22 protein-coding genes, 2 tRNA genes and 1 pseudogene are annotated in these 23,059 nt (G+C 29.5%); 6 read left to right on the forward strand and 19 right to left on the reverse strand.

Annotated elements, in window-relative coordinates; all coding sequences use genetic code 11:
- Window positions 1–146 precede the first annotated feature (146 nt).
- From ABY863_RS07765 to ABY863_RS07780, 4 genes are all read left to right on the forward strand, one after another.
- Window positions 147–527, forward strand: coding sequence for an HU family DNA-binding protein (locus tag ABY863_RS07765; protein WP_372793696.1), 381 nt, complete (start codon window positions 147–149; stop codon window positions 525–527).
- Between the two features lie 398 nt (window positions 528–925).
- Window positions 926–2,971: a thioredoxin domain-containing protein gene (locus tag ABY863_RS07770; protein WP_372793697.1), complete on the forward strand. Its 2,046-nt coding sequence runs from the start codon at window positions 926–928 to the stop codon at window positions 2,969–2,971.
- A 2-nt stretch (window positions 2,972–2,973) separates the two neighbouring features.
- A complete protein-coding gene (locus tag ABY863_RS07775; protein ID WP_372793698.1) occupies window positions 2,974–3,336 on the forward strand; it encodes a DUF1304 domain-containing protein in 363 nt (120 codons plus the stop codon).
- A gap of 6 nt (window positions 3,337–3,342) precedes the next feature.
- Window positions 3,343–4,149, forward strand: coding sequence for a mechanosensitive ion channel family protein (locus ABY863_RS07780; RefSeq protein ID WP_372793699.1), 807 nt, complete (start codon window positions 3,343–3,345; stop codon window positions 4,147–4,149).
- A 1-nt stretch (window position 4,150) separates the two neighbouring features.
- Here ABY863_RS07780 and tsaB read toward each other — a convergent pair whose 3' ends face one another.
- The 10 genes from tsaB to cyoE all read right to left on the reverse strand — a co-directional run bounded on the left by tsaB (window position 4,151) and on the right by cyoE (window position 11,315).
- Window positions 4,151–4,819: a tRNA (adenosine(37)-N6)-threonylcarbamoyltransferase complex dimerization subunit type 1 TsaB gene (tsaB, locus tag ABY863_RS07785; protein ID WP_372793700.1), complete on the reverse strand. Its 669-nt coding sequence runs from the start codon at window positions 4,817–4,819 to the stop codon at window positions 4,151–4,153.
- Between the two features lie 97 nt (window positions 4,820–4,916).
- Complete coding sequence (locus tag ABY863_RS07790; RefSeq protein WP_372793701.1) at window positions 4,917–6,248, reverse strand: TolC family protein; 1,332 nt, start codon at window positions 6,246–6,248, stop codon at window positions 4,917–4,919.
- An 89-nt stretch (window positions 6,249–6,337) separates the two neighbouring features.
- Window positions 6,338–6,547, reverse strand: coding sequence for a hypothetical protein (locus ABY863_RS07795; RefSeq protein WP_372793702.1), 210 nt, complete (start codon window positions 6,545–6,547; stop codon window positions 6,338–6,340).
- 2 nt (window positions 6,548–6,549) lie between these two features.
- A complete protein-coding gene (locus ABY863_RS07800) occupies window positions 6,550–7,065 on the reverse strand; it encodes a DUF420 domain-containing protein (RefSeq protein WP_372793703.1) in 516 nt (171 codons plus the stop codon).
- A complete protein-coding gene (locus tag ABY863_RS07805; RefSeq protein ID WP_372793704.1) occupies window positions 7,065–7,691 on the reverse strand; it encodes an SCO family protein in 627 nt (208 codons plus the stop codon). Before ABY863_RS07805 ends, ABY863_RS07800 begins: the two co-directional genes overlap by 1 nt.
- Before the next feature lie 10 nt (window positions 7,692–7,701).
- A complete protein-coding gene (locus tag ABY863_RS07810; protein ID WP_372793705.1) occupies window positions 7,702–8,349 on the reverse strand; it encodes a hypothetical protein in 648 nt (215 codons plus the stop codon).
- A gap of 70 nt (window positions 8,350–8,419) precedes the next feature.
- Window positions 8,420–8,773 (reverse strand): cytochrome C oxidase subunit IV family protein, encoded by a 354-nt coding sequence (locus tag ABY863_RS07815; RefSeq protein ID WP_372793706.1) that lies wholly within the window; start codon window positions 8,771–8,773, stop codon window positions 8,420–8,422.
- 18 nt (window positions 8,774–8,791) lie between these two features.
- Window positions 8,792–9,772, reverse strand: a complete 981-nt coding sequence (locus ABY863_RS07820; RefSeq protein WP_372793707.1) for a cytochrome c oxidase subunit 3 — start codon at window positions 9,770–9,772, stop codon at window positions 8,792–8,794.
- 54 nt (window positions 9,773–9,826) lie between these two features.
- Window positions 9,827–10,408 (reverse strand): heme-copper oxidase subunit III, encoded by a 582-nt coding sequence (locus ABY863_RS07825; RefSeq protein WP_372793708.1) that lies wholly within the window; start codon window positions 10,406–10,408, stop codon window positions 9,827–9,829.
- Between the two features lies 1 nt (window position 10,409).
- Entirely contained in the window at window positions 10,410–11,315 is a 906-nt protein-coding gene (cyoE, locus tag ABY863_RS07830) for a heme o synthase (RefSeq protein WP_372793709.1), read from the reverse strand.
- Between the two features lie 179 nt (window positions 11,316–11,494).
- On the opposite strand from cyoE, the gene ABY863_RS07835 reads away from it, so the two are divergent.
- A tRNA-Gly gene (locus ABY863_RS07835) sits at window positions 11,495–11,566 on the forward strand.
- Between the two features lie 20 nt (window positions 11,567–11,586).
- A tRNA-Leu gene (locus ABY863_RS07840) sits at window positions 11,587–11,672 on the forward strand.
- A 210-nt stretch (window positions 11,673–11,882) separates the two neighbouring features.
- Here ABY863_RS07840 and ABY863_RS07845 read toward each other — a convergent pair.
- The 9 genes and pseudogenes from ABY863_RS07845 to ABY863_RS07885 form a co-directional block, all read right to left on the reverse strand.
- Entirely contained in the window at window positions 11,883–13,229 is a 1,347-nt protein-coding gene (locus ABY863_RS07845; RefSeq protein ID WP_372793710.1) for a protein kinase, read from the reverse strand.
- 9 nt (window positions 13,230–13,238) lie between these two features.
- Window positions 13,239–13,889 carry an FHA domain-containing protein gene (locus ABY863_RS07850; RefSeq protein WP_372793711.1) on the reverse strand — a complete coding sequence of 217 codons (651 nt, stop codon included), beginning with the start codon at window positions 13,887–13,889 and terminating at the stop codon, window positions 13,239–13,241.
- Complete coding sequence (locus tag ABY863_RS07855) at window positions 13,886–15,259, reverse strand: PP2C family serine/threonine-protein phosphatase (protein ID WP_372793712.1); 1,374 nt, start codon at window positions 15,257–15,259, stop codon at window positions 13,886–13,888. Before ABY863_RS07855 ends, ABY863_RS07850 begins: the two co-directional genes overlap by 4 nt.
- A 13-nt stretch (window positions 15,260–15,272) precedes the next feature.
- On the reverse strand, window positions 15,273–16,040 hold the full coding sequence (locus ABY863_RS07860; RefSeq protein WP_372793713.1) for a hypothetical protein: 768 nt from the start codon (window positions 16,038–16,040) through the stop codon (window positions 15,273–15,275).
- A gap of 16 nt (window positions 16,041–16,056) precedes the next feature.
- Window positions 16,057–17,529 carry an FHA domain-containing protein gene (locus ABY863_RS07865; RefSeq protein ID WP_372793714.1) on the reverse strand — a complete coding sequence of 491 codons (1,473 nt, stop codon included), beginning with the start codon at window positions 17,527–17,529 and terminating at the stop codon, window positions 16,057–16,059.
- A 16-nt stretch (window positions 17,530–17,545) separates the two neighbouring features.
- Complete coding sequence (locus ABY863_RS07870; RefSeq protein WP_372793715.1) at window positions 17,546–18,304, reverse strand: RDD family protein; 759 nt, start codon at window positions 18,302–18,304, stop codon at window positions 17,546–17,548.
- Window positions 18,305–18,401: 97 nt separating this feature from the next.
- Window positions 18,402–20,486, reverse strand: a complete 2,085-nt coding sequence (locus ABY863_RS07875) for a protein kinase (RefSeq protein ID WP_372793716.1) — start codon at window positions 20,484–20,486, stop codon at window positions 18,402–18,404.
- Window positions 20,487–20,549: 63 nt separating this feature from the next.
- On the reverse strand, window positions 20,550–22,361 hold the full coding sequence (locus tag ABY863_RS07880; RefSeq protein ID WP_372793717.1) for a protein kinase: 1,812 nt from the start codon (window positions 22,359–22,361) through the stop codon (window positions 20,550–20,552).
- Window positions 22,362–22,829: 468 nt separating this feature from the next.
- A pseudogene (locus ABY863_RS07885) lies at window positions 22,830–23,059 on the reverse strand (DUF2779 domain-containing protein); the annotation flags it as partial.

Consider the following 23,059-nt stretch of genomic DNA (forward strand, 5'->3'; position numbering starts at 1 on the left):
CACACCCACACTGCATATAGCAGTTTGAGAAGAAACCAAAAACGTGGTTTTTTTATTTACAACCTAAAGGTGTGCTCAAAAAACGAAGTGCTAAGAAAGACGTCTATAAAAGTCTTTCAACATCTTAAAATTTTAAAAAAATTATAATGATAAAATATTCATTAAAAGAGCGTGTAAATCCAACTGATATTGCAGCGCCAAATAAATTATACCCAATTAAACAAGCACAGGAAGAATTAACCTTACGTGATTTTGCAAAACGAATTAGTAGAGAAAGTACGGTTAGTATGATGGATACTATGGCTGTTCTTGAAGGTTTGTTACAAATTATTCCTGATGAAATTGTAAACGGAAAAATAATTAAACTGGGCGATTTTGGGACTTTCAGATCCACTTTGTCTGCTGAAGGTGTTGCAACTGCTGATGAATTTTCAGTAGCAAAAATAAAAAGTTTGAATGTGCGATTTAGACCCGCCCGTGAGTTTAGAAATTTATTGGCTTCAGTGAAGTACGAGAAAGTTTCATAAACTAGTTGACTTTTATATTAAAAAAGGAGGTAAGTGTGCTTACCTCCTTTTTTTGTGCCTTATTTTTAAAAATAAGTTGGGCATCTTTTAAAATAAGTTGGCCGACTTATTTTTTTTGTTGGCCGACTTTTAAAATAAGTTAACCAACTTATTAATTTTGTTGACCGACTTATTTTTTTTACTCCTCAATTTATATACTGTCTCTCCTTCTTTTTAATTTAATTTAGTGCTCCTTTTCACAAATACAACCTTACTAATTCATTATTTCCATAAATTAGCGCTTCATTTCATTGATTATTCTCTTATATTTATCAAAAAAATACGAGTAAATGAATCGTTTAACATACCTTTTCTTGTTTATTTCAATAACCAGCTGTACAAGCCAAACCGAAAAAAAAATGTCAACACATAAATACACTAACAGTTTAATTAAAGAAACAAGTCCTTATTTATTGCAACACGCACACAATCCGGTAGATTGGCACGCTTGGAATAAAGAAACACTTGAACTTGCTAAAAAAGAAAACAAATTACTACTTATTTCAATTGGCTATTCCTCGTGTCATTGGTGTCACGTAATGGAACACGAATGTTTTGAAGATGAAGAAGTTGCAGCAGTTATGAATCAACATTTTATCAATATTAAAGTAGATAGAGAAGAACGCCCTGATGTTGACCAAGTATATATGAATGCCGTTCAATTAATTACAGGAAGAGGTGGTTGGCCTTTAAATTGCATAGCATTACCGGATGGAAGACCAATTTGGGGTGGTACTTATTTTCCAAAAGAAAATTGGATAAACGCGCTAAATCAATTGGCTAAATTATATGCTGAAACACCTGAAAAAGCAATTGAATATGCCGAAAAGCTAACAGAAGGCATTAAAAATTCAGATATTATTCCCAAAAATAACAATCCTAAAGATTTTAAAGTATCCGATTTAAACCAAGCAGTAAATGAATGGAAACAAGCTATGGATTTTGATTTAGGTGGAAGAAGAGGAGTTCCTAAATTTCCAATGCCTAACAACTACCAGTTTTTGTTGCGCTACGCAATACAAGCTGAAGATACTGAAATACTCAACTACGTAAATACATCACTAAGCAATATGGCTTTTGGTGGAATTTACGATCAAATTGGTGGTGGATTTTCTCGTTATTCTGTAGACACAAAATGGCATGTACCCCATTTTGAAAAAATGTTATATGACAATGGGCAATTAGTAAGTTTATATGCGGAAGCCTATCAGGCAACAAAAAATGAATTGTATAAAAGTACAGTGTACCAAACACTCCAATTTATTGAACGTGAATTAACTACTAGTGAAGGTGCTTTTTATTCATCTTTAGATGCAGACAGCATTAATAAAAAAGGTACCTTAGAAGAAGGTGCTTATTATGTTTGGACAAAAGAAGAATTAAATTCTATTTTGGGAACTGATTTTGAGTTATTTTCAGACTATTACAATGTGAATCATTATGGGTTTTGGGAACATGATAATTACGTGCTTATTAGAAAAGGTACTACTTCTGAAATTTCAAAAAAACATTCAATTTCAATTTCAGCATTAGAAGAAAAAATTCTTCATTGGCAAAAAATATTATTGAAAGAAAGAAATAAAAAAGAAAAACCACGATTAGATGATAAATCTTTAACTTCATGGAATGCATTAATGCTAAAAGGTTATATAAATGCTTCTACGGTTTTTAATGATCCCCATTTTTTAGACGTTGCCTTAAAAAACGCAACATTTATTTACACCAAACAATTACAAGAAAACGGCAATTTAAATCATAATTATAAAAATAACAAAAGTACTATTAACGGTTATTTAGAAGATTATGCTACAGTAATTGATGCATACATAGCTTTATATGAAGCCACTTTTAATGAACTATGGTTACATACAGCCAAACAATTAACAGATTATACTTTTGATCATTTTTACGATACAGAAAGTGGATTGTTTTATTTTACTTCAGATGAAGATCCTAATTTAATTACCCGTAAAATAGAAATTGAAGACAATGTAATACCTGCATCAAACTCTATCATGGCTAGAAACTTGTTTAAATTAAGTCATTATTATTCTAACAGTTATTATTTAAAAGTAAGTAAACAAATGCTTCATAATGTTAAAGAAAGAACCCAAAAATATGCTTCAGGTTACTCAAATTGGCTACAACTTATGGCCGATTTTACTGGTGATTACTATGAAATAGCTATTTCTGGTGAACATGCTTTTGATAAACTTAATGAAATAAACAAAAGCTATAATCCAAATAAACTAATTGCCGGAAGTGTTAAAAAAAGTAATTTACCTTTAATGGAAGGACGTTTTAATGAAAATGAAACTCTTATTTACATTTGTGTAGATGGCGCTTGTCAACTTCCTGTAAGCGATGCTAAAAAAGCATTAAATCAATTAAAAATTAAATTTTAAGAATGAAATTTTTACAAGTGTTTTTTGTTGCATTAGTCGCTTTTGAACATATTTACTTTATGATTTTAGAAATGTTTTACTGGGATAAACCAAGAGGACTTAAAGCTTTTGGATTGAAATTAGAAGAAGCCAAAATTTCTAAAACACTGGCACAAAACCAAGGATTGTATAATGGTTTTTTAGCTGCAGGACTTATTTGGGCAATTATTAATGAAAATAACTTTGTTTCAATTGCGCTTTTTTTTCTAATATGTGTAACCATAGCAGGCATGTATGGTTGGTATACAACAACAAAAATTAAAATATTTTTTATTCAATCTATTCCTGCTATTTTAGGAATAATCTTAATTTTGCTAAAAAAATAAAATTATATGGATTATCAAAAGTACTTAGATTTAGCAGTGGATTTAATTATTAAGAATGCTGCCAATTTAGTTATTGCAATTATTATATTTATTGTAGGAATGTGGATTGCAAAAAAAATGGTTAACGTAATTAGGGCGTTAATGGAAAAGCGAAAAGTAGAATTAACGCTTCAAAAATTTTTGGGAGATGTTATAGGTTATATTTTTAAAATTCTTGTTTTTATTATTGCCATTTCGCAGTTGGGGGTTGAAACCACCTCTTTTATTGCATTATTAGGAGCTGCTGGTTTAGCAATTGGTTTGGCATTACAGGGCTCACTGTCAAATTTTGCTGGAGGTACCCTTATTATTATTTTTAAACCTTTTAAAATTGGTGACAATATAGAAGCTCAGGGACAAAGAGGAACAGTTAAAGAAATTCAAATTTTATTTACCAAAATGGTAACGGCTCAAAATAAAACCATTATAATTCCCAACGGTATTTTATCTAACGGAACCTTGGTAAATCATACTGATGAGCCTACCTTAAGAGTTGATTTAACCTTTAGTATTGGATATGGTGAGGATATTAAAAAGGCAAGAGCTGTGTTACTTGAAGAAGCTTCCAAAAATAAAGATGTTTTGAAAGATCCAGCACCTGTTGTGCATTTAGATAGCTTGGCTGACAGTGCTGTAAATTTAACTTTAAAATCGTTTGTACTTACAGAAAATTATTGGAGTGTGTATAACAACTTAGTAGAAGAAGGAAAAGTTGCTCTTGATAAAGCCGGTATAGAAATTCCTTTCCCGCACAGAGTGTTAATTCAAAAATAATTTATTTAGGTTTTATTGCTACAAAATCTTTTAAGTAAAAAGGTTCAAAATAAGCGACATCTTCGATGTCGTTTTTTTTGAGCTTTTCAAAAGAAAGCGAAGCCATTTCATTAGCCGAAGGTAATTTATCATCTATAAACATTGCATTTTCATGGGTAATAATACCTTTACATTTTTCAATACCATCACCTACAAAATAAACTTTTTGGCTATTTAAATACTCTTTAAAAGAGTCTTCAGAAATTATTTCAGCTTTCACTTCTCTAAGAGATTCGTTTTTTGAGTTAAATACACTGCTATAAACTTCCATTCTTCTAGCGTCTAACAAAGGAATAATAACACCTTCAGAAATTGAAATTGATACTGCTAAAACTTGTAACGTATTTACCGAAATTAATGGAATATCTAACGCGAAACACAAGCCTTTTGCGGCCGAAACACCAATTCTTAAACCCGTATAAGAACCAGGCCCTTTACTAACAGCTACAGCTTCTATATCTGATAACTCAATACCTACTTCATCCGTAACTTGCTTTATAAACTCATGTAATTTTTCAGCATGAGAATATTCACCTCTATTTAGTTCCTTTAAGGCAATAGTTTTACCTTCTTTTGAAATACTCACCGAGCAGTTTTTTGTGGCAGTTTCTATATTTAATATATATCCCAAAGTTAAAATTTTAAAAGGCAAAGATACTTAATTTGATAGCTAAAAAAAAACATCCAACTTTTAGGTTGGATGTTTTTTTAAAATATGTTTTCAACAACTAATCAAGTAAAATAGATTCTCCAAAATAGAATTTCAGTACTTTGGTTTTAAATACATAATCATATTTCGCTCTAATTATTGCACCTTCTGCATTTACAAAACGACTCCTTACTTGATCAAAGTCAAACTGTGTCATTGCTCCTAAATTATAACTATCCTGCGCATTTTTAAAAGCCTCATTTTGTGCAATCAGAGATTTCTCTGCTGATTCATACGTTTTTGAAGCAGCTTTGGCATCATAATATGCTTTTTGAATTGTTTGTTGTAGTTGTAATTTTTGATTCTCTAAACTAAATTTTGAAATCTCATAATTAATTTTTTGTCTATTTACATTAGATTTCGTTTGGCCTCTGTTAAAAATAGGAATATTTACATTAAAACTAACTCCATATCCTAATAAATTATCAAGTTGAGTCAAAAATGGTACATGAGAATTATTTTTAAGATTAAATCCATATCTTGTTCCAACATTAGCACCCGCACTAACTGAAGGTAAATAGGCTCCTTTTGCAATTTCAACAGACAAATCAGCAGATTCAATATCTAATTCAGCTCTTTTTATTTCAGGTCTGTTTATTAACGCTTTTTGGTAAACTTCACTTGGATTTTTATATAATAACGCAATTGAAGGTGATTCTACTTCAATAACTTCAACATCAAAACCAACTGGTTCAACTTGTAATAATTGAGCTAAGTCTAATAAAGCTAAATTCAAAGTGTTTTCAAAGGAAATTACAGCTTGCTCATCAGCGGCGGCAGTTGATTGCGCATTTAACAAATCACCTTTTGGCTTTACTCCTGCTTCAAATTTTGCCTTCGCGTTTTCAATTTGTTTTTTACTAATTTCAGATTGAACATTTGCAACATTCAAATTTTCTTTAGCAAATAACACATTTAAATAAGTATTTACCACATATAAAGAAATATCATCCTGAATTTTTTCTAAATCAAGCTTGCTACCTTCAACACCTAATTTAGCTTGCTTAAATGTGTTTAAATTTCTATACCCGTTAAAAACCGTTAATCCTGAATTAACCCCAAAAGAACCTCCAAAGTTAGTTGTTGATGATATGCGAGTATTTAAAACAGGATCTATTAATGATCCAAAAGATAAACTACCGCCTGTTGATGCGTTTAAATTTGGTAAAAAATTACCTTTAGCATTGGTTACGTTTTCCTCACTTATTTCAATATTTAATATGTTTTGTTTTATTGAAATATTATTATCTAATGCATATTCAACACATTCTTGAAGTGTCCATTTTTTATCTTGTGCATTGGTAGTTATAAAAAATACAAATGCTAAAATTGTAACAATTTTTGTTCTCATTATATAGAATTGAGTTTATAGTTAAGCTGATATTGTTATATGACGACTAAAATTATTATTTGTTACACTCTTAGTCTCTTATAGAAATGTTAAATTTTGTTCTTTCTTCTACTTTTAATTATAAAATAAAATAAAGCACCCACTAAAAGATAAGGAAAAATCATTAAATAAAGTATCCCAGTGTTTAAGCCTTCAGCTTGTGAAATATCACCACTTTCAACAACGGCTTTACACATGGCGCATTGTGCATTTAAAAAATGTGTACTAAATATTAATATAATAACTACTAATTTTTTCATTATTAATAATACGGTGAAATCATTAAATAAACTATCACTCCACTAATAGCAACATATAACCAAAGAGGAAACGTAAATTTTGCTATTTTTTTATGCAGTTCAATATTATTGGTAATAGCTCTAACATATGTAATTAATACAAATGGAATGACTGCAATAGACAATAAAATATGTGAAATTAAAATAACAAAATACACTATTCTTATACTTCCTTCTCCTCCAAATTTTGTAGAATTTGAAGTCATATGATACGCAACATACAACACTAAAAATACTACTGAAAATGCAATTGCAATTTTCATTAACTTTTCGTGCAATTTTACTTTTTTATTTTTAATAGCCCAAAATGAAACTATTAAAACTATTGAAGTTAATGCATTGATGCTTGCATAAATTGGAGGCAAAAAAACAGGTAATTTCGCATCAATTTTTACACCAAATAAAACAGCTACTACTACTGGAATTGTAATGGATAAAATAACAATCCATTTATTATATTTTTGGGTTTCTTTTATCATTATTCTTTTAAAAGTATTGCAATATCTTCTTTAATCATTTTTACACCATTTGGATCTAACCCATCATAAAAAGCAATAGGATTTCCAAATTCATCTAATCTTGAACGAATATTTCCTTCTTTATCAATTAAAGCAAACATTCCTGAATGTTCAAAACCTCCTTCTGCATCGCTATTTTCACCTGCAAAAAGTGTAAAACCAGTATTTGCTAATTCATAAATAGCATCTTGCTCACCTGTCAAAAAATTCCAATTTTTTAAAGTTGCTCCGTGGTCTTTTGCATATTGCTTTAAAACTTCAGGAGTATCATGTTTTGGATTGATGCTAAAAGAAACAATTCCAAAATCTTGATGGGCATAAAATTCGTTTTGAATAGTAACCATACTCTCTGTCATTCTAGGACAAATAGTTGGACATGTTGTAAAGAAAAATTCTACTACAAAAACTTTACCATTATAAAATGAATTTGAAATTAATTTCCCATCTTGGTTCAAAAATTCAAACGAAGGCAGTTTATTAATTACAACTAATTTAGGCGTTTTAAGCTTATTTACAATTTTAGGAATTGCATAAATTCCAAAGATTAAAATGATAAAGGCAATACCTACATAACTATATTTCTTCATTTCAGTATAATTAAATTTCTCTTTTTCTTCTTTTTTGTTTTTCAGCAGATTTTTTTAATTGATAATAAATAACATCAATATCATCTTTCATTTTATTTTTTAACGTAGAAACAGATTTCATATTATAACCATACAACTTTCCACCTTCAGTATCTTCATCATCTTTTCTGCCTCGCAATCGCAATTCCATGTCTATTATATATGCATTTTCTGAATACAAATTTTCATTCAATTGGAAGGGAGTGTCAAAGCTATTAAAAAGTGATTGAATATTTTCTGAATTTGTATACACAAAATGCCAATTTTTAATATCCGTAAATACTGAAAGTTCTTCAATTACCGCTTTATATTCACTTTCACTTTCCTTAGGAAGTAAGGCAAACATTTGAAAAAATGGTTTTTGATAATAACGCTTATAAACCGTTTGATTTAAATTAAATAAACTTGCTTTTGCTTCTTTTATATCACTTCCTAAAAAACAAACAACAGTAAGGTTATTTGCAAAAGAACTATTTCCATTTGAAGTAAAATCTTTTACATCAATTACTTTTTCAGTGAGTATTGGCAAATTTGAATATTTATATATTCCTTTTGATAAAAATATATAAAATACCAATGGTAAAATAAATAAGCTAAAAAGTACCCAAAATTTTTTCATACTTGTTTTTTGTAAAAATAAAAAAAAGGTGGTTAAAAACCACCTTCTTCAATCAATATATTTTATTGTTTTAGTAGTTCCACTTAGTTAGCGGCCCTAAAACATCGTGTATATAACTTCCTTCAATTAACAATAAAGTGGCTAAATAACAAATTAAGAAAATGGACGTCCAAACAACAGCTCTTCTTAAATTCTTTTTTTCATCGGCCATATGCATAAAAAACCAAGTGATGTAATATGCTTTTACCAACGTTAAAACTAAAAATATAATATTTAGGATGCTTGTTCCTAAAAAGTGAGTTAAATGAAGAGATTCCGGTTTTATAATTCCTAAAACAACTTCAACTAAGGTTATTAATGAAAGTATTCCAAATACTTTCCAAATTAATTTTGTGTGCGATGTATGTTCTTTTGCGTGTGCCATTTTTATTTCTTTTTTGAATTAAACTAAGTAGAAGAATGTAAATACAAATACCCAAACTAAATCTACAAAGTGCCAATACAACCCAACTTTTTCAACCATTTCATAACTATTTCTTCTTTCGTAAGTTCCTATAATAACATTAAAAAATATGATAATATTTATGATAACTCCTGAAAGTACGTGAAAACCATGGAAACCTGTAATGAAGAAAAAGAAATCTGCAAATAATGATTTCCCATATTCGTTTACTTGTAAATTAGCACCTACAACCACCGCTTTACTTTCATTTAAATATGCCATAGCATTCGCACGTGGAATAATCGTTTTTTCTTTTAATTCAGGGTTTACTTGCTCCGTTCTAATGGTAATTTCTGGATGTGCTTTAAAACCTTCTATCACTTCATTTAAAGTTATTGCTGGTAAAGCTGCTTCTTCAACAAACCACAATCCTTTACTTTTAATATGTTGAGTTCTTTCAGAATCTAAAGGTTTTGCAAAACTTTCTAATGTAATTTGTTCACCAGAAGCATCTACAAATTGAATAATTTTTCCATCATTCAATTGAACTGCACCATAAGAACCTCCTATAAAGTTTTTCCATTCCCAAGCTTGTGAGCCTAAGAATATAACACCTCCAATAATAGTTAAAAACATATAAAAGGTTACTTTGGCTTTATTCATTTGATGACCAGCATCAACGGCTAATACCATAGTTACCGATGAAAATATCAAAATAAAGGTCATTAATGCTACATAATACATTGGAGCATGCACCCCGTGTAAAAATGGAAAATGCGTAAAAACTTCATCGGCAATTGGCCAAGAGTCAATAAATTTAAAACGCATGAAACCGTATGCGCCTAGAAAACCTGAAAATGTAAGTGCATCAGATAAAATGAAGAACCACATCATCATTTTGCCATAGCTTGCGCCTAATGGTTTGTCTGTTCCTCCACCCCAATTATCTCTATTAGCGTCTGTAGCAATAGTTGATTCCATAAAAGTATTGTTTTTGATTTTTAGTTTAGTTCTGCCAAAAGTACATATTTTTTATTATCTAATAAAATAGAAAAATAAAAACAAGTAAATCCATAAAATATCCACAAAATGCCAAAAAATTGCACCTAGTTCTAATCCTAAGAAATTTAAAGAAGTATATCTCTTAACGAGATGATTATAAAACACCACAAGAAGTACAATTAATCCTGCTGCAATATGTGCTAAATGTGCTAATGTAATTCCGTATATAAATGAAGATTTCACTGTGCTTTTTTCTCCTGCAAAAAACAACCCTGAATTAATTAATTCTTTAAATCCTTCAAACTGAAAATACACAAACCCAACTCCTAAAATTAATGTTGAAACTAAAAATAAGGTGGTAAGTTGTCTGTTGTCCTTTTTAATAAAAAATTTGGCTAACATAAAAGTAATACTACTTATTACTATTAAAATTGTACTTGTATAAAATGCTGGTGGCAGATCAAATGAAACCCAATCACCTCGATTACGACTTACAACATAGGCACTTGTTAAACCCGCAAATAGCATTGTCATACTAATCATTGAAACCCAAAGCATTGGTTTAGCTGATTTTCTTTTGGCTTGCTTGTATTCTTGTTCTAATGTGTTTTCCATTTTAATGTAAAAATTTATCTACAACGTAAATTACTTGTATTAGGGTTATATATAAAACACTTGACAGCATCAATTGTCGTGCTTCTTTATTTGTTTGATTTTTATATAATTTCACAGCATAAAACAACATGATACTTCCTAAAAATACTAAAATAACTGCTGTTATTGGGTAAATATAAAAACTTCCCGTTAATTTTAAAACAGGTATTACGGAAACTATGATTAAGCAAACTGTATAAATGATAATTTGAATTACAGCTTTCTTGTTTTTTTGTCCCATGGGCATTAAATTAAAACCCGCTTTTTTATATTCATCATATTGCAACCAAGCAATTGCCCAAAAATGAGGGAATTGCCAAAAAAACTGAATTAAAAATAGCATTCCAGGTTCTATAGAAAAATCATCAGTAGCAGCTACCCAACCTAACATAAATGGAATTGCACCTGGAATTGCACCTACAAAAACGGATAATGGAGTAACTGATTTTAAAGGTGTATAAATACTTGTATATAAAAAGATGGAAATAGCTCCAAATAAAGCACTCTTAGGGTTTATACTGTATAAAATTGCCAATCCTATAATCGTAAAAGAAATTGCAATAACTAATGCCATTGACACATGCATTCTACCTGTTGGTAGAGGTCTGTTCATCGTTCGCTTCATTAAAGCATCGGTATCTTTTTCAATAATTTGATTAAAGGCATTTGATGCTCCAACCATTAAATAGCCACCAATAGCTAACATAACCAGTATTGATAGCTGAATTTTATCAACAGCCAATAAATACCCAGCTAATGAAGAAAACACAACGCTTAATGACAATCCAACTTTTGTTAATTGCTTAAAATCACTAAATATTGCTGAAATACTCACCTTTATACTACTTGAATTTGACGTTACTTGCATTAAATTTGATTAAAATCACTGCAAATATATTTTATTATTAGAGAATTACAACCTTATAGCTAGTGGATTAAATAAATTTATGAAATAAATTTAAAAAAAGTCTTTGCAATTAGTTTAATTATTTTAAATTTGCACTCGCATTTAGATTATCAAATGTAAGTTCTTAAAAAAATATGACTGCGAAAGTAGCTCAGGGGTAGAGCATCACCTTGCCAAGGTGGGGGTCGCGGGTTCAAATCCCGTCTTTCGCTCTACAATATAAAATACCAATGCAGGAGTGGTGGAATTGGTAGACACGCTGGACTTAAAATCCAGTGAGCTGTAAGGCTCGTGCGGGTTCAAGTCCCGCCTCTTGTACTAAAACCGTTGATAATCGTTTGATTATCAACGGTTTTTTGATTTTTAGGGGGTTGTTTAGGGGGCTTAATTCTTATTGCATCTAAAGACTACATATTAATCCTTGTTGATTATTCCCATAGGTGTATTTATTTTTACTTTACAAGATTCAAATAGATATAAAAAACCATGTAAGTTTAAAACAGCTTAGATAACTCCTAAGTTGTTTTTCTAATCTACATATATTTTAATAGTAGTGTCTCCAAAAATTAATATATCATTATGCTTCAATTGTATGCTATGTTTAATTTTTCTACCATTCACTATTATTCCATTCTTTGAATTATGAAACCCTATGATGTCATTTTTATTATAAAACTGACCATCTCTAATATACCATTTTTGCCTAAATCCATTTTCTTCAATTTCTAGAGTAGCATGTTTACCTGAAATATATTGGGTATACACTTCAACTAAACCAATATCGTTGATTGATGGATTATTACTGTCATACCATCCAATTGTAAGTAATTGTTTGCTTTTATTTTTGGCAATTTCAGATAAATTAAACTCTTGCCCTATAGCATCTCCATTCATAAGTCTAAACACCCATTTGTAACCTGTATCTTTAAAATTTTCACCAGAATTAGTGTTTTCTTTATATGAAGTAGCAAAATCATTTTGGTTTAACTTTAATTCTATGTCGTCCATTAGTTCTTTTACAGACGTATAACGTAATAGTGGATTTCCATAAAGACACTTATTTATTATTGACTCCCATAAATTAGAAACAAAACTCTCTTGAATTAAATTCCTTTGCCATATTCCATTTCGTTTCTTTTCTTCATAGTCCTCCATATTATCTACAAAATTTTGTAGTGTGCCATGCGGATATTTGCCTTTAGATATTAATTCAAAAAGAACAACTCCATAAGCAAAAATATCATTTGTAGGACCCATTATTTTGAAAGCCTTACTAAAGTCGCCTTGTTCAGGAGGTGAATAAACCCCTGTAAGCCAGACATTTTTAACGTGATCTCTAAAATTTCTTATAGTATGTCGTTTTTTTAGGGAAGCTGAAATTCCAAAATCAACAACTACAGCATCGCCATTTTGGTTAAATAGTATATTCTCGGGTTTAATATCTCGATGAATTATTCCGTCATCATGTAGTGCCTTAATACCTTTAAGTATTTGTTTACTTAATACAACAAGCTCCTGGTCAGACCATTCTTTACCTACTTCTGAATTTAAACTACCACCTGAGCAATAGTCCATTAATATAGATGGATTTCCCCTCAACAATCCAAATTTATGATATTTAACAAGGTACCTAGACGTAATACGATTGCCTATCTCATATTCTTGTTTTATTCTAGTTAACATCTCTTCTCTTTCTTGAGGCATTAACTCCCATAATTTGGAGATTTTTAATGCAAATTCATTATCATTTGCATCGGAAACTTTATAAACTGTACCAAATCCGCCTTCACCTAAAAAGCCTTTAACGGTAAAATAAGAACCACAAAATGAAATTTGCTCATTAATTGAAAAACTTATTCTTTGGGGTGTTTCCATTTCTAATTATTATTTAACAATAAATTTCAATTTATACATTTGGTTACCAAGAATAACAACATCTCCATCGTTCAGTTCTGTTTTATCTTTTACTTGTACAAAAGTCATTGCGTTAGAACTTATGTCCTCAAGGTTAAGTTTACCATTTACTACAGAGAACTGTGCATGAGAACTTGAAATTGATTTGTTGTTTTCATCTAATTCACTACGGCCAATTTGTTTTTCTTGATTTTGAATATCAAATTCAAATTTATTTCCGCTTTGATCTGATAAACTTATTGCAAAGGTTTCAGTGTTCAAATTGTTAAAACCTGTATCTCCAAACATTAAGGTTTTATTTATTGGTTCATTTGTCATATTAACAGAACTGCCACAATTTGGGCAACTTAAAGAGCCTGCACGCAATGGATAGTTACAATATTGACAACTACTTTCTTGTAAATCTTCTTTTTTTAATGTTGGGTTAGTTCCGTCTAATGCTTGTTTATCAGATTTTCTTCCAATGATTGTTTTTTTTAAATCACTGTCAGATTCTTTTTTTTCAACTCCTTGAAAAGAGATTCTTTCTTGTGAAGTTTCATCTAAAGGTGAACCACATTTGATACATTTATAACTATCTGCTGGATTATTTGACCAACCACACTCGTTACATCTTTTCATAACTTTTTATCTATTTTTTGATTATTTTTATTTGTTTTTGAACTATCTAATTTTGCTATTGGACTAATTGTGTTAGGAGTTTTTACAGAAGATGTATCTCTCATATTAATTTTTGTAATTCCTTTTTTATCACTTTGGGTTGAAATAGCTGATGGCTTTTCGTTTTTTCGTAAAGTGTCTTTAGAAATTTCTTTATTTTTGTCAATAGGTTTTACAGGTAATGTTTGTTTGCTATCATTATCCTTTTTAGGACTTAAACCAGTCTCATTGACTTTAGGAATCAATTTAGTTTCTTCATCTTTTTTATTAATTTTTTCATTGTCCATTATTGGGATCTCATCTGCTGTATTTTTTGATTCAAGTTGTGTTCCTTCTATTATTGGAATTTCAATAGTTGGAGTAGAATCCGATTTGTCTTTAAAAATAAAGTAACCTAAAATCAATCCAAGTATTAATCCAAGAATTACTAATGCAATAGAAATTATATATAAATTTAATTTCTTTGACGTATTTTTAACAATACCTCTTGTTTTAATTGGAGCTGCTATATTTGCTGTACTATTATCTACTTCAAGTATTTTTGATACAATTACAGTTATGTTATCCTCTCCACCAGCTTTATTTGCTTCATTTATAAGTATTTTGCAAAGTTCTTTTGCATTAGATCTTTGACTAAGAATATCTTCAATTTTTTCGTCACTTATCATTCCATTTAAACCGTCACTGCATAAAATTACACGATCTCCTTTTTTTAAAGAAGTGCTTTTAAATGAAGGGTTTGGTTTGTTAACAGAGTCCCCTAAACTTTGTGTAATAATATTAGAGTTTGGATGCACTCTTGCTTGTTCTGGTGACATTTGTTTTGCCTGTACCAAATCCCAAACCATTGAGTGATCATCTGTAAAAGGATATAAAACATCATCATTACTAGGATTCAAAATATAGCATCTACTGTCACCTGTCCAGGCAACTGATAATGAGTCATTTTTAATTAATGATAATACCATTGTTGTACCCATCCCTTTGCTTTCAGGATTGGATTTTATATAATTTATTAGATGGTCATTTGTTTTTAATATTGCTTCAACAAGTACAACTTCTGTTTCCTTTCCTTCAAAATTAGCTTTGTCAGAAAAATAATTTTTGATAAATTGTATAGCTTCATAAGAAGCTACTTCTCCAGCGTTAGTGCCTCCCATACCATCAGCAACACACATAATACTTCCTAATTCAGTTACTTCAAATGTGACGTTGTCGTTCGGATTAAAAACAAATTCTTGTTCTGTAAGATTTTTACTAAAAACAAAAGCATCTTCATTATGATCTCTAACTTTACCTATAATTGTGTTTCCAAATATTTGAATTTTCATATTTTAAATATTTTTAATTAATAGGTGTTAAACCTTGTTTCTTTTTTATGATGGTTTGCTTTGTGTTAACAGGTGAAATTTCCCAATTATCTGCTACTTTATTTATTGAAGCTACTAATTTATATTCTATTTTACCCAAAGAAATTACAGGCAGAAAGAATGCGCCACCAATCATATCAAGACTCATTTTATTTTGAATTAGACAGTTTTCTTTAGTATTATATATTTCATTAAAATTAGCACGTCTTAATTCAAATGATGAAAATTGAGTTAATTTTTTATCATTATTTGTAACATAAATAAAAATTAATTTGTCATTAAAATTCACATCTTCAGCTATTTCAAATGAACTACCTGAGTTTAATGGGTATATGTTTTTATTTTCAACTTTGTTAATATTTTTAATATTAATAAATTCTGAAAGTGTATCATTGACAATTCTATAAGCTATTTTGCTCAATTCGGGCTTTAGACTATCTATTTCTTTAGGAAAATTAATATCCACTTCCCAAGGTTTACTATCATTTCTCACATAAAGCATATTATTAATAAGTATGCCTAAATAAAAGTTTTGACCATAGTAAGAATTTCCATCTTTCCCAAAAAGCTCATTGTTTTCATCTCTTAAAACATACTCTTGCTGAACCAAAACAAAGCCATCTTTAGTTGCTTCCATTATATAATTTTTGCTTCCAAGAACATCTTGCAAAGATAAATTACTTTGACCGTTTACTGAAATTGTTAAAAACAACAAACTTATAATTCCAATTATTTTATTCATGATTTTCCCAATTTAATTATTTATAAATTTCACTTATAGGAACTAACATTCCTAATTCAGACCCTACAATTGCAGATATAATTCCAATAACAGCATAATTTCCCTTTTCGTTAACAATGAATGCCGGCCCACCTGAATTTCCTTTTTGAATAGATGTATCTGTTAAAAGAATCATACCTCCTTCTAAGCCATCTTTACCTACACTAGCTTTCCCTATTATTGGTGACACATTACCGCTAAACCCAGCACCTACAGAGAAAGGATAGCCAGCTGTTATTATTGTTGTTAATGCATTTAATTTTTCAGCTCTTTCTTTTGAAGCAATTAAGGTTGCTTTTTCTTTTATTTCGGCATAAGCCCAATCCGTATTATCTATACTTGCATACTTTAATTTTATATCTTGGCCGTCTATTATTTCATCTATAAGCTCATCTTTATGGTCATTAAATACAAAATAAGAGCTACTTATTGTGTAATCACCTTTAGTTGATCGTACATTAAATTCTATCTCTAATTTTGCGCCATTTTGTTCTAACATATTTAATAGATACATTATTTTTTCAGAATTATCATTTAGGTACCTCCAAGGCTGAACTATATGCCGAGCTGTTACAAATTTCCCATCATTTAACAAGAACCCACTCCCCGAGAAATTAAGCTCAACTTTTTCTTTTTCACCTTTGTATGCGACATTTACATAACTTGCTTGAATATAATAAATTGCATCTTTTTCGGCTTTTGAAAGGTTAGGCGCAACGGCTTTTTTTATTTTATTAAGCTCTTGATTATTTTTTTTCTTAATATCATCAAGTTCCTTTTTATATTTAATATTAATGCTATCTAGTTTTTTAGTGTTTTTTAATATAATAGCATTATTATTGGTTTTAATACTATCAATAACACCATTCTGTCCTTTAAGAGCTGATGAGAGATTTGATAATTTATCAGTAGCCTTTCCTAAATCATTTGTAAGTCCATAAATAGTATAGCCACCTCCTGATATAGCTAACAACAATACTGCTAATAAAGATATCGCAAATGTTTTATAAGGCCTTATTGCCTGATTCATTACTAACCCCATACGTTGTGTCATTCCAATTTTAGCACTTCCACTATCTGTAGCATTGTACCTCATTTTTGGACCTTCTAATGATAATTGAAATTCATCACCATTGTTTAAGTAGAATTGTCTTTTTACTGGATTCCCATTTATTAGGGTTTGATTTGTTACCGATAAATTTTTTAATAAAACACCATCCGTTGTACGTTCAATAGCTGCATGTTTTCTACTAACTGTTTCATTATCATCACCAAAGTAAATAGCACAATTTTTATCTCTACCTAGCTCTATATAAGGAACTACTATGGTAGTGTGTGTACCTTTTTTGTGTTTTAATGAATCTGTTAAAAATTCGATAGTGTAGGTTGGCATTTTAGCTCCTCCTAATACTCTCATTCCTGTGACTAATGCTTTTGTGGCTTTTGACATATTTATTTAAGTTATGTTAGTGTTTTTCTATTACTGCGCAAGATGACATGTTATCGTGCCAAGTTTGTTTTTTGATTGTCCAAAGAGGTGCTAAATAATCCAATAAATTAAATAAAGGAATAAACCCAATAATTAATCTAGAAAAAAATCTTCCTGTTGAATGCGCAAATGTAATAGGAGTATTGGTGCTTACATCAACCACTTTTATTTTTACAATTTGCTTTCCCCAGGTGCCTTGATTACTGCCACTCTCTAAAATGGCATAATAAAGCCATATTATAATAAATAATATCCCATAAGTGTATAGTATTAAATCTTCGAGTAAATTATTGTTATCAATCGCAAAATACACTCCAACTCCCAAAAAAAGGATAGCGAATATTATTCCTATAAAAAAACAATCTAAAATGTACGCACCTAATCTGCTGCCCCAACTAGCATATATTATTGTTGGATTGCTAAATGTATGGGCATTATTTTCTTTTTTAAAAACTTCTGTCTCTCTTTTATTTTGTAATGGAAGTAAGTGAGTGATATCTAACCAACTCACAGTAACTTCATCTGCTAAAGAAATAATATCTCCATTATTTATAGGTAAAGTTGAATTATTCGGTATTGCAATTCCATTTATAAAAGTCCCGTTAGTGCTCTGATCTATAATATAATACTGATTGTTTCTTATTTCTATAATAGCATGTAATCTACTAACCTGGGAATTAGCATCTGCTATTACAACATCACAGGCACTACTTCTTCCTATTTTTATTTGATTCATTAGAAAATATAATTTAAAATGTGCATTATTTTACTTTACTAAGGTATTTTTTTTATGGATATAAATACGACACTTATTATTAAGTTAATTTTAATAATTACTTATTAAAAAGACCATCAACACTTAATTTGTATATGTAGCCTATTTTATCATTATATTCTATTTTATAAAATGACTCAAAAGAATCAATTACATTTACTCTTGTTCCTTTTTTTAGTGATTTTATTATTTTACTATTTAAGTCTGCATTTAACTGCAAATCAGAATCATGTTTCAATCGAGTTTTAAATGGATATTTAAGTGTTTTTTGTTCGGTTGAATTATCACTAATATTGTCACTATTATTTAGCAAACCTATAGCCTTTAAATCCTCTTCTGATTTATCAGTCTTATTCATATAGGCATAACAAATACTTCTCTGTAGATGATAATTAGATTTTTCCTCACCAGAAGAAAGATTTATTAATTTTGTATAATCAGGAACAGCATTGCTATACTGAAATATTGAATAATAACAAAAAGCTCTTATTTTATAAAATTCTTTATTATCATAATATGTAGGATTTAATTTTATTGCCTGATTTAAAGAATTTATTGCTGAGGCATAATTTTTATTTTCATAATATGATTTTCCGCTATTAAAATACTGAGTTGCTTTTTTATTATTCTCATCTTGCCCCTTATTTGAATTGTCATTAAAAGTAGAAGTGTTTTTTGTAGTGTTTAATGCTTCATAATTGCTTTTATATTGTTCGTTACTTGAATCAAGATTTAATGCAATTTTATAATCATTTTTTGCAGCATCAAAATTATTTAAATAAGAATAACATACACCTCGCAAATTATAATATTTAGCTTGCTCTACTCCACTTGTCATAGTTATTAATTTATTGTAATCTTCAATAGCTTTTTGATATTCTTTTAATGAGTAGTAAGTACGTGCTCTCAAATCATAATAAGATTTATCCCTAGTATATTTGGAATCTAAAGATATTGCTTTATTTAATTCAGAAATAGCTGTAGCATATAGTTCTTTTTCATAATAAAACTTTCCGTTTTCATAATGTTTAGCTGCATTTTTGAGATTTTGATCAGAAACATCTTGTTCGACTACTTTTTGTTCTTGTACTACTTGTTCTTCTATGACTTGTTTTTCAAAAGTTTGTTTTTCATATGTCTCATTACCTTCAACACTATACCCCATAGCAACGAATAAAGCAACAAGTAAAATTCCAAATACTATTAATGGAACATTAGATGATATTATTACATCTGGTTTTAGATCCGCTTTACTTGGCACATAAGGCGCTGTTTTCCTAAGCGGGGTTGTTTTTGTTTCATATTTAGGTGTTTTTATTGATTCTTTAGTACCCTTAGAGTCTGATTTAATTTTTGTGAAATTCAATAAATTGGTAGTAGTAGGCCGCTCCTCTTTATCCTTACTCATACAAGCAAAGACTAAATCTTGAAATCCTTTAGTATATGTGTTGGGTATTTTTGGAATTTCAGCACCTTTTATAAGCATTACTCCACCATCACCTCCCCAAGGAACATCTCCAGTTGCTAATTCATATAACATAACTCCTAAAGAAAATACATCCCCTGCTTTTGTGTTTTCAGGGTTTGCCGAATATCTTTCAGGAGGCGCATAAGCCAAAGTCATTGCGCTATTTGTAGATGTTGCTTTTTTAAGTGTACTTCTCATTCGTGTAGAAATACCAAAATCGGTCAACATATATCTATCATCATCATTGATAAGAATATTGTCAGGTTTAATATCTTGATGAAGAATCCCTTTATTATGAAGATAATGTAAACCTTGAACAACATCTTTTAAAACTTGTAAAATTGCTCCTTCAGATAATTTTCCTTTTTCAAAAAGTTCGTTTTGAAGTGAGCCCTTTGAACAATATGGCATTACTAAGTAAGGTGAACCTTCATGTATGTCATAGTGTTTTGCAATTAATAAATTAGTATGTTGTAATTTAGCTGTAATAATATATTCCTTGCTAAATTGTTTTATTCCGTTTTGGTCTAATCCTTTGTCTGGAGCAAATATTTTAATAGCTACTTCTGTATCACCTGCCATTTCATCTTTAGCCAGCCACACCTCAGAATAACCTCCTGAGCCAATTTTATTTTCTAAACGGTATCGTCCTGCGAATATTTGGGCTTGTTGCATATATTTAAAGAATACTTTAATAGTTGTTTCTTATATGTTATTTAGTAATATTTTCACCTTGAATTAGTCAATACTCAATTTATTTATAAATCCGGTTATATTATCATGGACTATACAGTAATACGCTCCCGATTCAGAAATTACTTTTACTCTATTATTTTTATATAAATTTTTAATTCTTCTGCTTGATGCTGAAGGTGATGAAAACATTACGCCTGGGCTTTTTAAATATTGATAAAAAGGATAATTATTTCTTTCTTCATTTTTAAAGGTAGATGTAATAGCATTATTATTAGAGGAAGTGCCTTCTGTATAATTTAATTCATTATAATTTTTTTTATACTCTTGATTACTAGAATCCATATCAACTGCCCTTCTATAATCAATTTTAGCTTCGGTAAAATTATTTAAATTTCCATAACATACTCCTCGCCAATTATAAAACTTAGCCTGCTCTTTACCTGTAGTTTTGTATATTAATTTGGTGTAATCTTTAATAGCTTTTTGGTATTCATTTAACATAAAATACGAATATGCTCTCCATTCATAATAAGATTTATCACTTGAATTAATATTGATTGCATTTGTAAAATCAGGAACTGCATCCTTATAGTTTTCAGTCTTACTATAACATACTCCTCTTAGCCAATAAAAATATTCATCACTACTATATTTATAATCTAGGGATATTGCCTTGTTTAAATTAGAAATGGCATTAGAATATAATTCTTTTTCATAGTAATACTTTCCGTCTTCATAATGTTTAGCTGCTTTTTTTAAATTCTCATCAGCAACATCTACTAATTGTTGTTCTATCAGTTGTTCCTCTACGAGTCGCTCTACTCTTGATTTTTCTGCATTTTGTTCTTTAAAATTATTATACCCGAAAAACAACATTACACAAATAACTAATATACTTATAAATATGACAGTTCCCTTAGACGATTCTTCTTCCTTTTTTGTTGTTTTTTTATCATTAGTTATTTCCTCTGGTTTATACGCAACTGTTTTTCTTATACTATTAGTTGATGTAGAATTAGGTTCCTTATTTGTTTTTATAATTGGCTTATAAACAGTTTCAATATTTGTAAAATTTAACAAATCGGTAGTTGTTGGTCTATCTTCTTTATTTTTACTCATACAAGCAAAAATGATAGATTGTAACTCTTTAGAATATATATTTGATATTTTAGGTATTTGGGCACCTGTTAGCAATACCATTCCACCATTTCCATCCCAAGGGACATCACCAGTAGCTAATTCATATAGCATTACTCCCAAAGAAAAAACATCTCCTTCTTTTGTGTTTTCAGGGTTTGCCGAATATCTTTCAGGAGGCGCATAAGCCAAAGTCATTGCGCTATTTGTAGATGTTGCTTTTTTAAGTGTACTTCTCATTCGTGTAGAAATACCAAAATCTGTCAACATATATCTTCCATCGTTATATATCAACACATTATCCGGTTTTATATCTTGATGAAGAATTCCTTCATTATGAAGATAGTGCAAACCTTGAGAAACATCTTTTAAAACTTTTAAAATTGCTTCTTCATGGAATTTTTCTTTTTTAGAAAGTTCGTTTTGAAGTGAGCCCTTTAAACAATAAGGCATTACTAAATATGGTGAACCTTCATGTATATCATAGTGTTTTGCAGTTAATAAATTAGCATGTTGCAATTTAGCCGTAATTGTATATTCTCTACTAAATTGTTTTATTCCGTTTTGGTCTAAACCTTTGTCTGGAGCAAATATTTTAATTGCTACTTCTGTATCACCTGCCATTTCGTCTTTAGCCAACCATACTTCAGAATAACCTCCTAAGCCTATTTTATTTTCTAAACGATATCGTCCTGCGAATATTTGTTTTTGCTCCATTTAAAAATTTGATTTAAAAGGTGTGTTACTAATGTAATTACACATTTTATTTTAAAATATTATGCTGTTTATATTGATAAAAATACAATATTCTATGTTGTGTTTTATATTATGATTTACTAATAAAGTATTTAGATTGTTGCAATTTTTTTAAATAATTTATAAATTTAATAAATTAATGCTATTTTTTAAATGATAAATATCAATTTATTTTGAATAATTCCTTATTCTAATAGCTTATTTAAGCTCACTGGAATTACTCCTTCGCCCTCTTGTACAAGAGGGCTGTATAGGGGGTGTTATTCTTATTGCATCTACAGACAGCATGTTATTCCAACATACCAATTCTAGAATTAAAGCTTTCAAATCACTCATTTGTATTTAAAAATCATTTTTAGTCACCTATTTCAGAACAGATCACTTTAGGCTAAATTTTATCTCTGATTTTTTGATAAATTAATAATTCTTTCACTTAATTACCTCCACAAAATATTCATAAATCATAACCATTGCAAGGGTATCCAACTCACAGTACTTTAGCAAACCTGCTTCAATAACTTCTCTTTCTTGAGTACTTACTTCTTCAAATTGCAATTTACCGTAGGCTGTTAATGCGGCACCACCATCACTAATTCCTTCAATATCAGTTATGGTATTGTCCAATGCTTCTTTATCCCAACCATCAAATAGAGGTGGTA

The sequence above is a fragment of the Lutibacter sp. genome (genome assembly GCF_041562875.1).
GTDB lineage: Bacteria > Bacteroidota > Bacteroidia > Flavobacteriales > Flavobacteriaceae > Lutibacter.

Bases quoted from the DNA above. Each gene is read 5' to 3' on its own strand.
- ABY863_RS07770 (WP_372793697.1), top strand. From the start codon at position 926: ATGTCAACACATAAATACACTAACAGTTTAATTAAAGAAACAAGTCCT.
- ABY863_RS07790 (WP_372793701.1), bottom strand. From the start codon at position 6,248: ATGAGAACAAAAATTGTTACAATTTTAGCATTTGTATTTTTTATAACT.
- ABY863_RS07870 (WP_372793715.1), bottom strand. From the start codon at position 18,304: ATGAATCAAATAAAAATAGGAAGAAGTAGTGCCTGTGATGTTGTAATA.
- ABY863_RS07865 (WP_372793714.1), bottom strand. From the start codon at position 17,529: ATGTCAAAAGCCACAAAAGCATTAGTCACAGGAATGAGAGTATTAGGA.
- ABY863_RS07845 (WP_372793710.1), bottom strand. From the start codon at position 13,229: ATGGAAACACCCCAAAGAATAAGTTTTTCAATTAATGAGCAAATTTCA.
- ABY863_RS07825 (WP_372793708.1), bottom strand. From the start codon at position 10,408: ATGGAAAACACATTAGAACAAGAATACAAGCAAGCCAAAAGAAAATCA.
- ABY863_RS07810 (WP_372793705.1), bottom strand. From the start codon at position 8,349: ATGAAAAAATTTTGGGTACTTTTTAGCTTATTTATTTTACCATTGGTA.
- ABY863_RS07780 (WP_372793699.1), top strand. From the start codon at position 3,343: ATGGATTATCAAAAGTACTTAGATTTAGCAGTGGATTTAATTATTAAG.
- ABY863_RS07815 (WP_372793706.1), bottom strand. From the start codon at position 8,773: ATGGCACACGCAAAAGAACATACATCGCACACAAAATTAATTTGGAAA.
- ABY863_RS07775 (WP_372793698.1), top strand. From the start codon at position 2,974: ATGAAATTTTTACAAGTGTTTTTTGTTGCATTAGTCGCTTTTGAACAT.
- ABY863_RS07860 (WP_372793713.1), bottom strand. From the start codon at position 16,040: ATGAATAAAATAATTGGAATTATAAGTTTGTTGTTTTTAACAATTTCA.
- ABY863_RS07855 (WP_372793712.1), bottom strand. From the start codon at position 15,259: ATGAAAATTCAAATATTTGGAAACACAATTATAGGTAAAGTTAGAGAT.
- ABY863_RS07850 (WP_372793711.1), bottom strand. From the start codon at position 13,889: ATGAAAAGATGTAACGAGTGTGGTTGGTCAAATAATCCAGCAGATAGT.
- ABY863_RS07820 (WP_372793707.1), bottom strand. From the start codon at position 9,772: ATGGAATCAACTATTGCTACAGACGCTAATAGAGATAATTGGGGTGGA.
- ABY863_RS07795 (WP_372793702.1), bottom strand. From the start codon at position 6,547: ATGAAAAAATTAGTAGTTATTATATTAATATTTAGTACACATTTTTTA.
- ABY863_RS07880 (WP_372793717.1), bottom strand. From the start codon at position 22,361: ATGGAGCAAAAACAAATATTCGCAGGACGATATCGTTTAGAAAATAAA.
- ABY863_RS07875 (WP_372793716.1), bottom strand. From the start codon at position 20,486: ATGCAACAAGCCCAAATATTCGCAGGACGATACCGTTTAGAAAATAAA.
- ABY863_RS07800 (WP_372793703.1), bottom strand. From the start codon at position 7,065: ATGATAAAAGAAACCCAAAAATATAATAAATGGATTGTTATTTTATCC.
- ABY863_RS07765 (WP_372793696.1), top strand. From the start codon at position 147: ATGATAAAATATTCATTAAAAGAGCGTGTAAATCCAACTGATATTGCA.
- cyoE (WP_372793709.1), bottom strand. From the start codon at position 11,315: ATGCAAGTAACGTCAAATTCAAGTAGTATAAAGGTGAGTATTTCAGCA.
- ABY863_RS07805 (WP_372793704.1), bottom strand. From the start codon at position 7,691: ATGAAGAAATATAGTTATGTAGGTATTGCCTTTATCATTTTAATCTTT.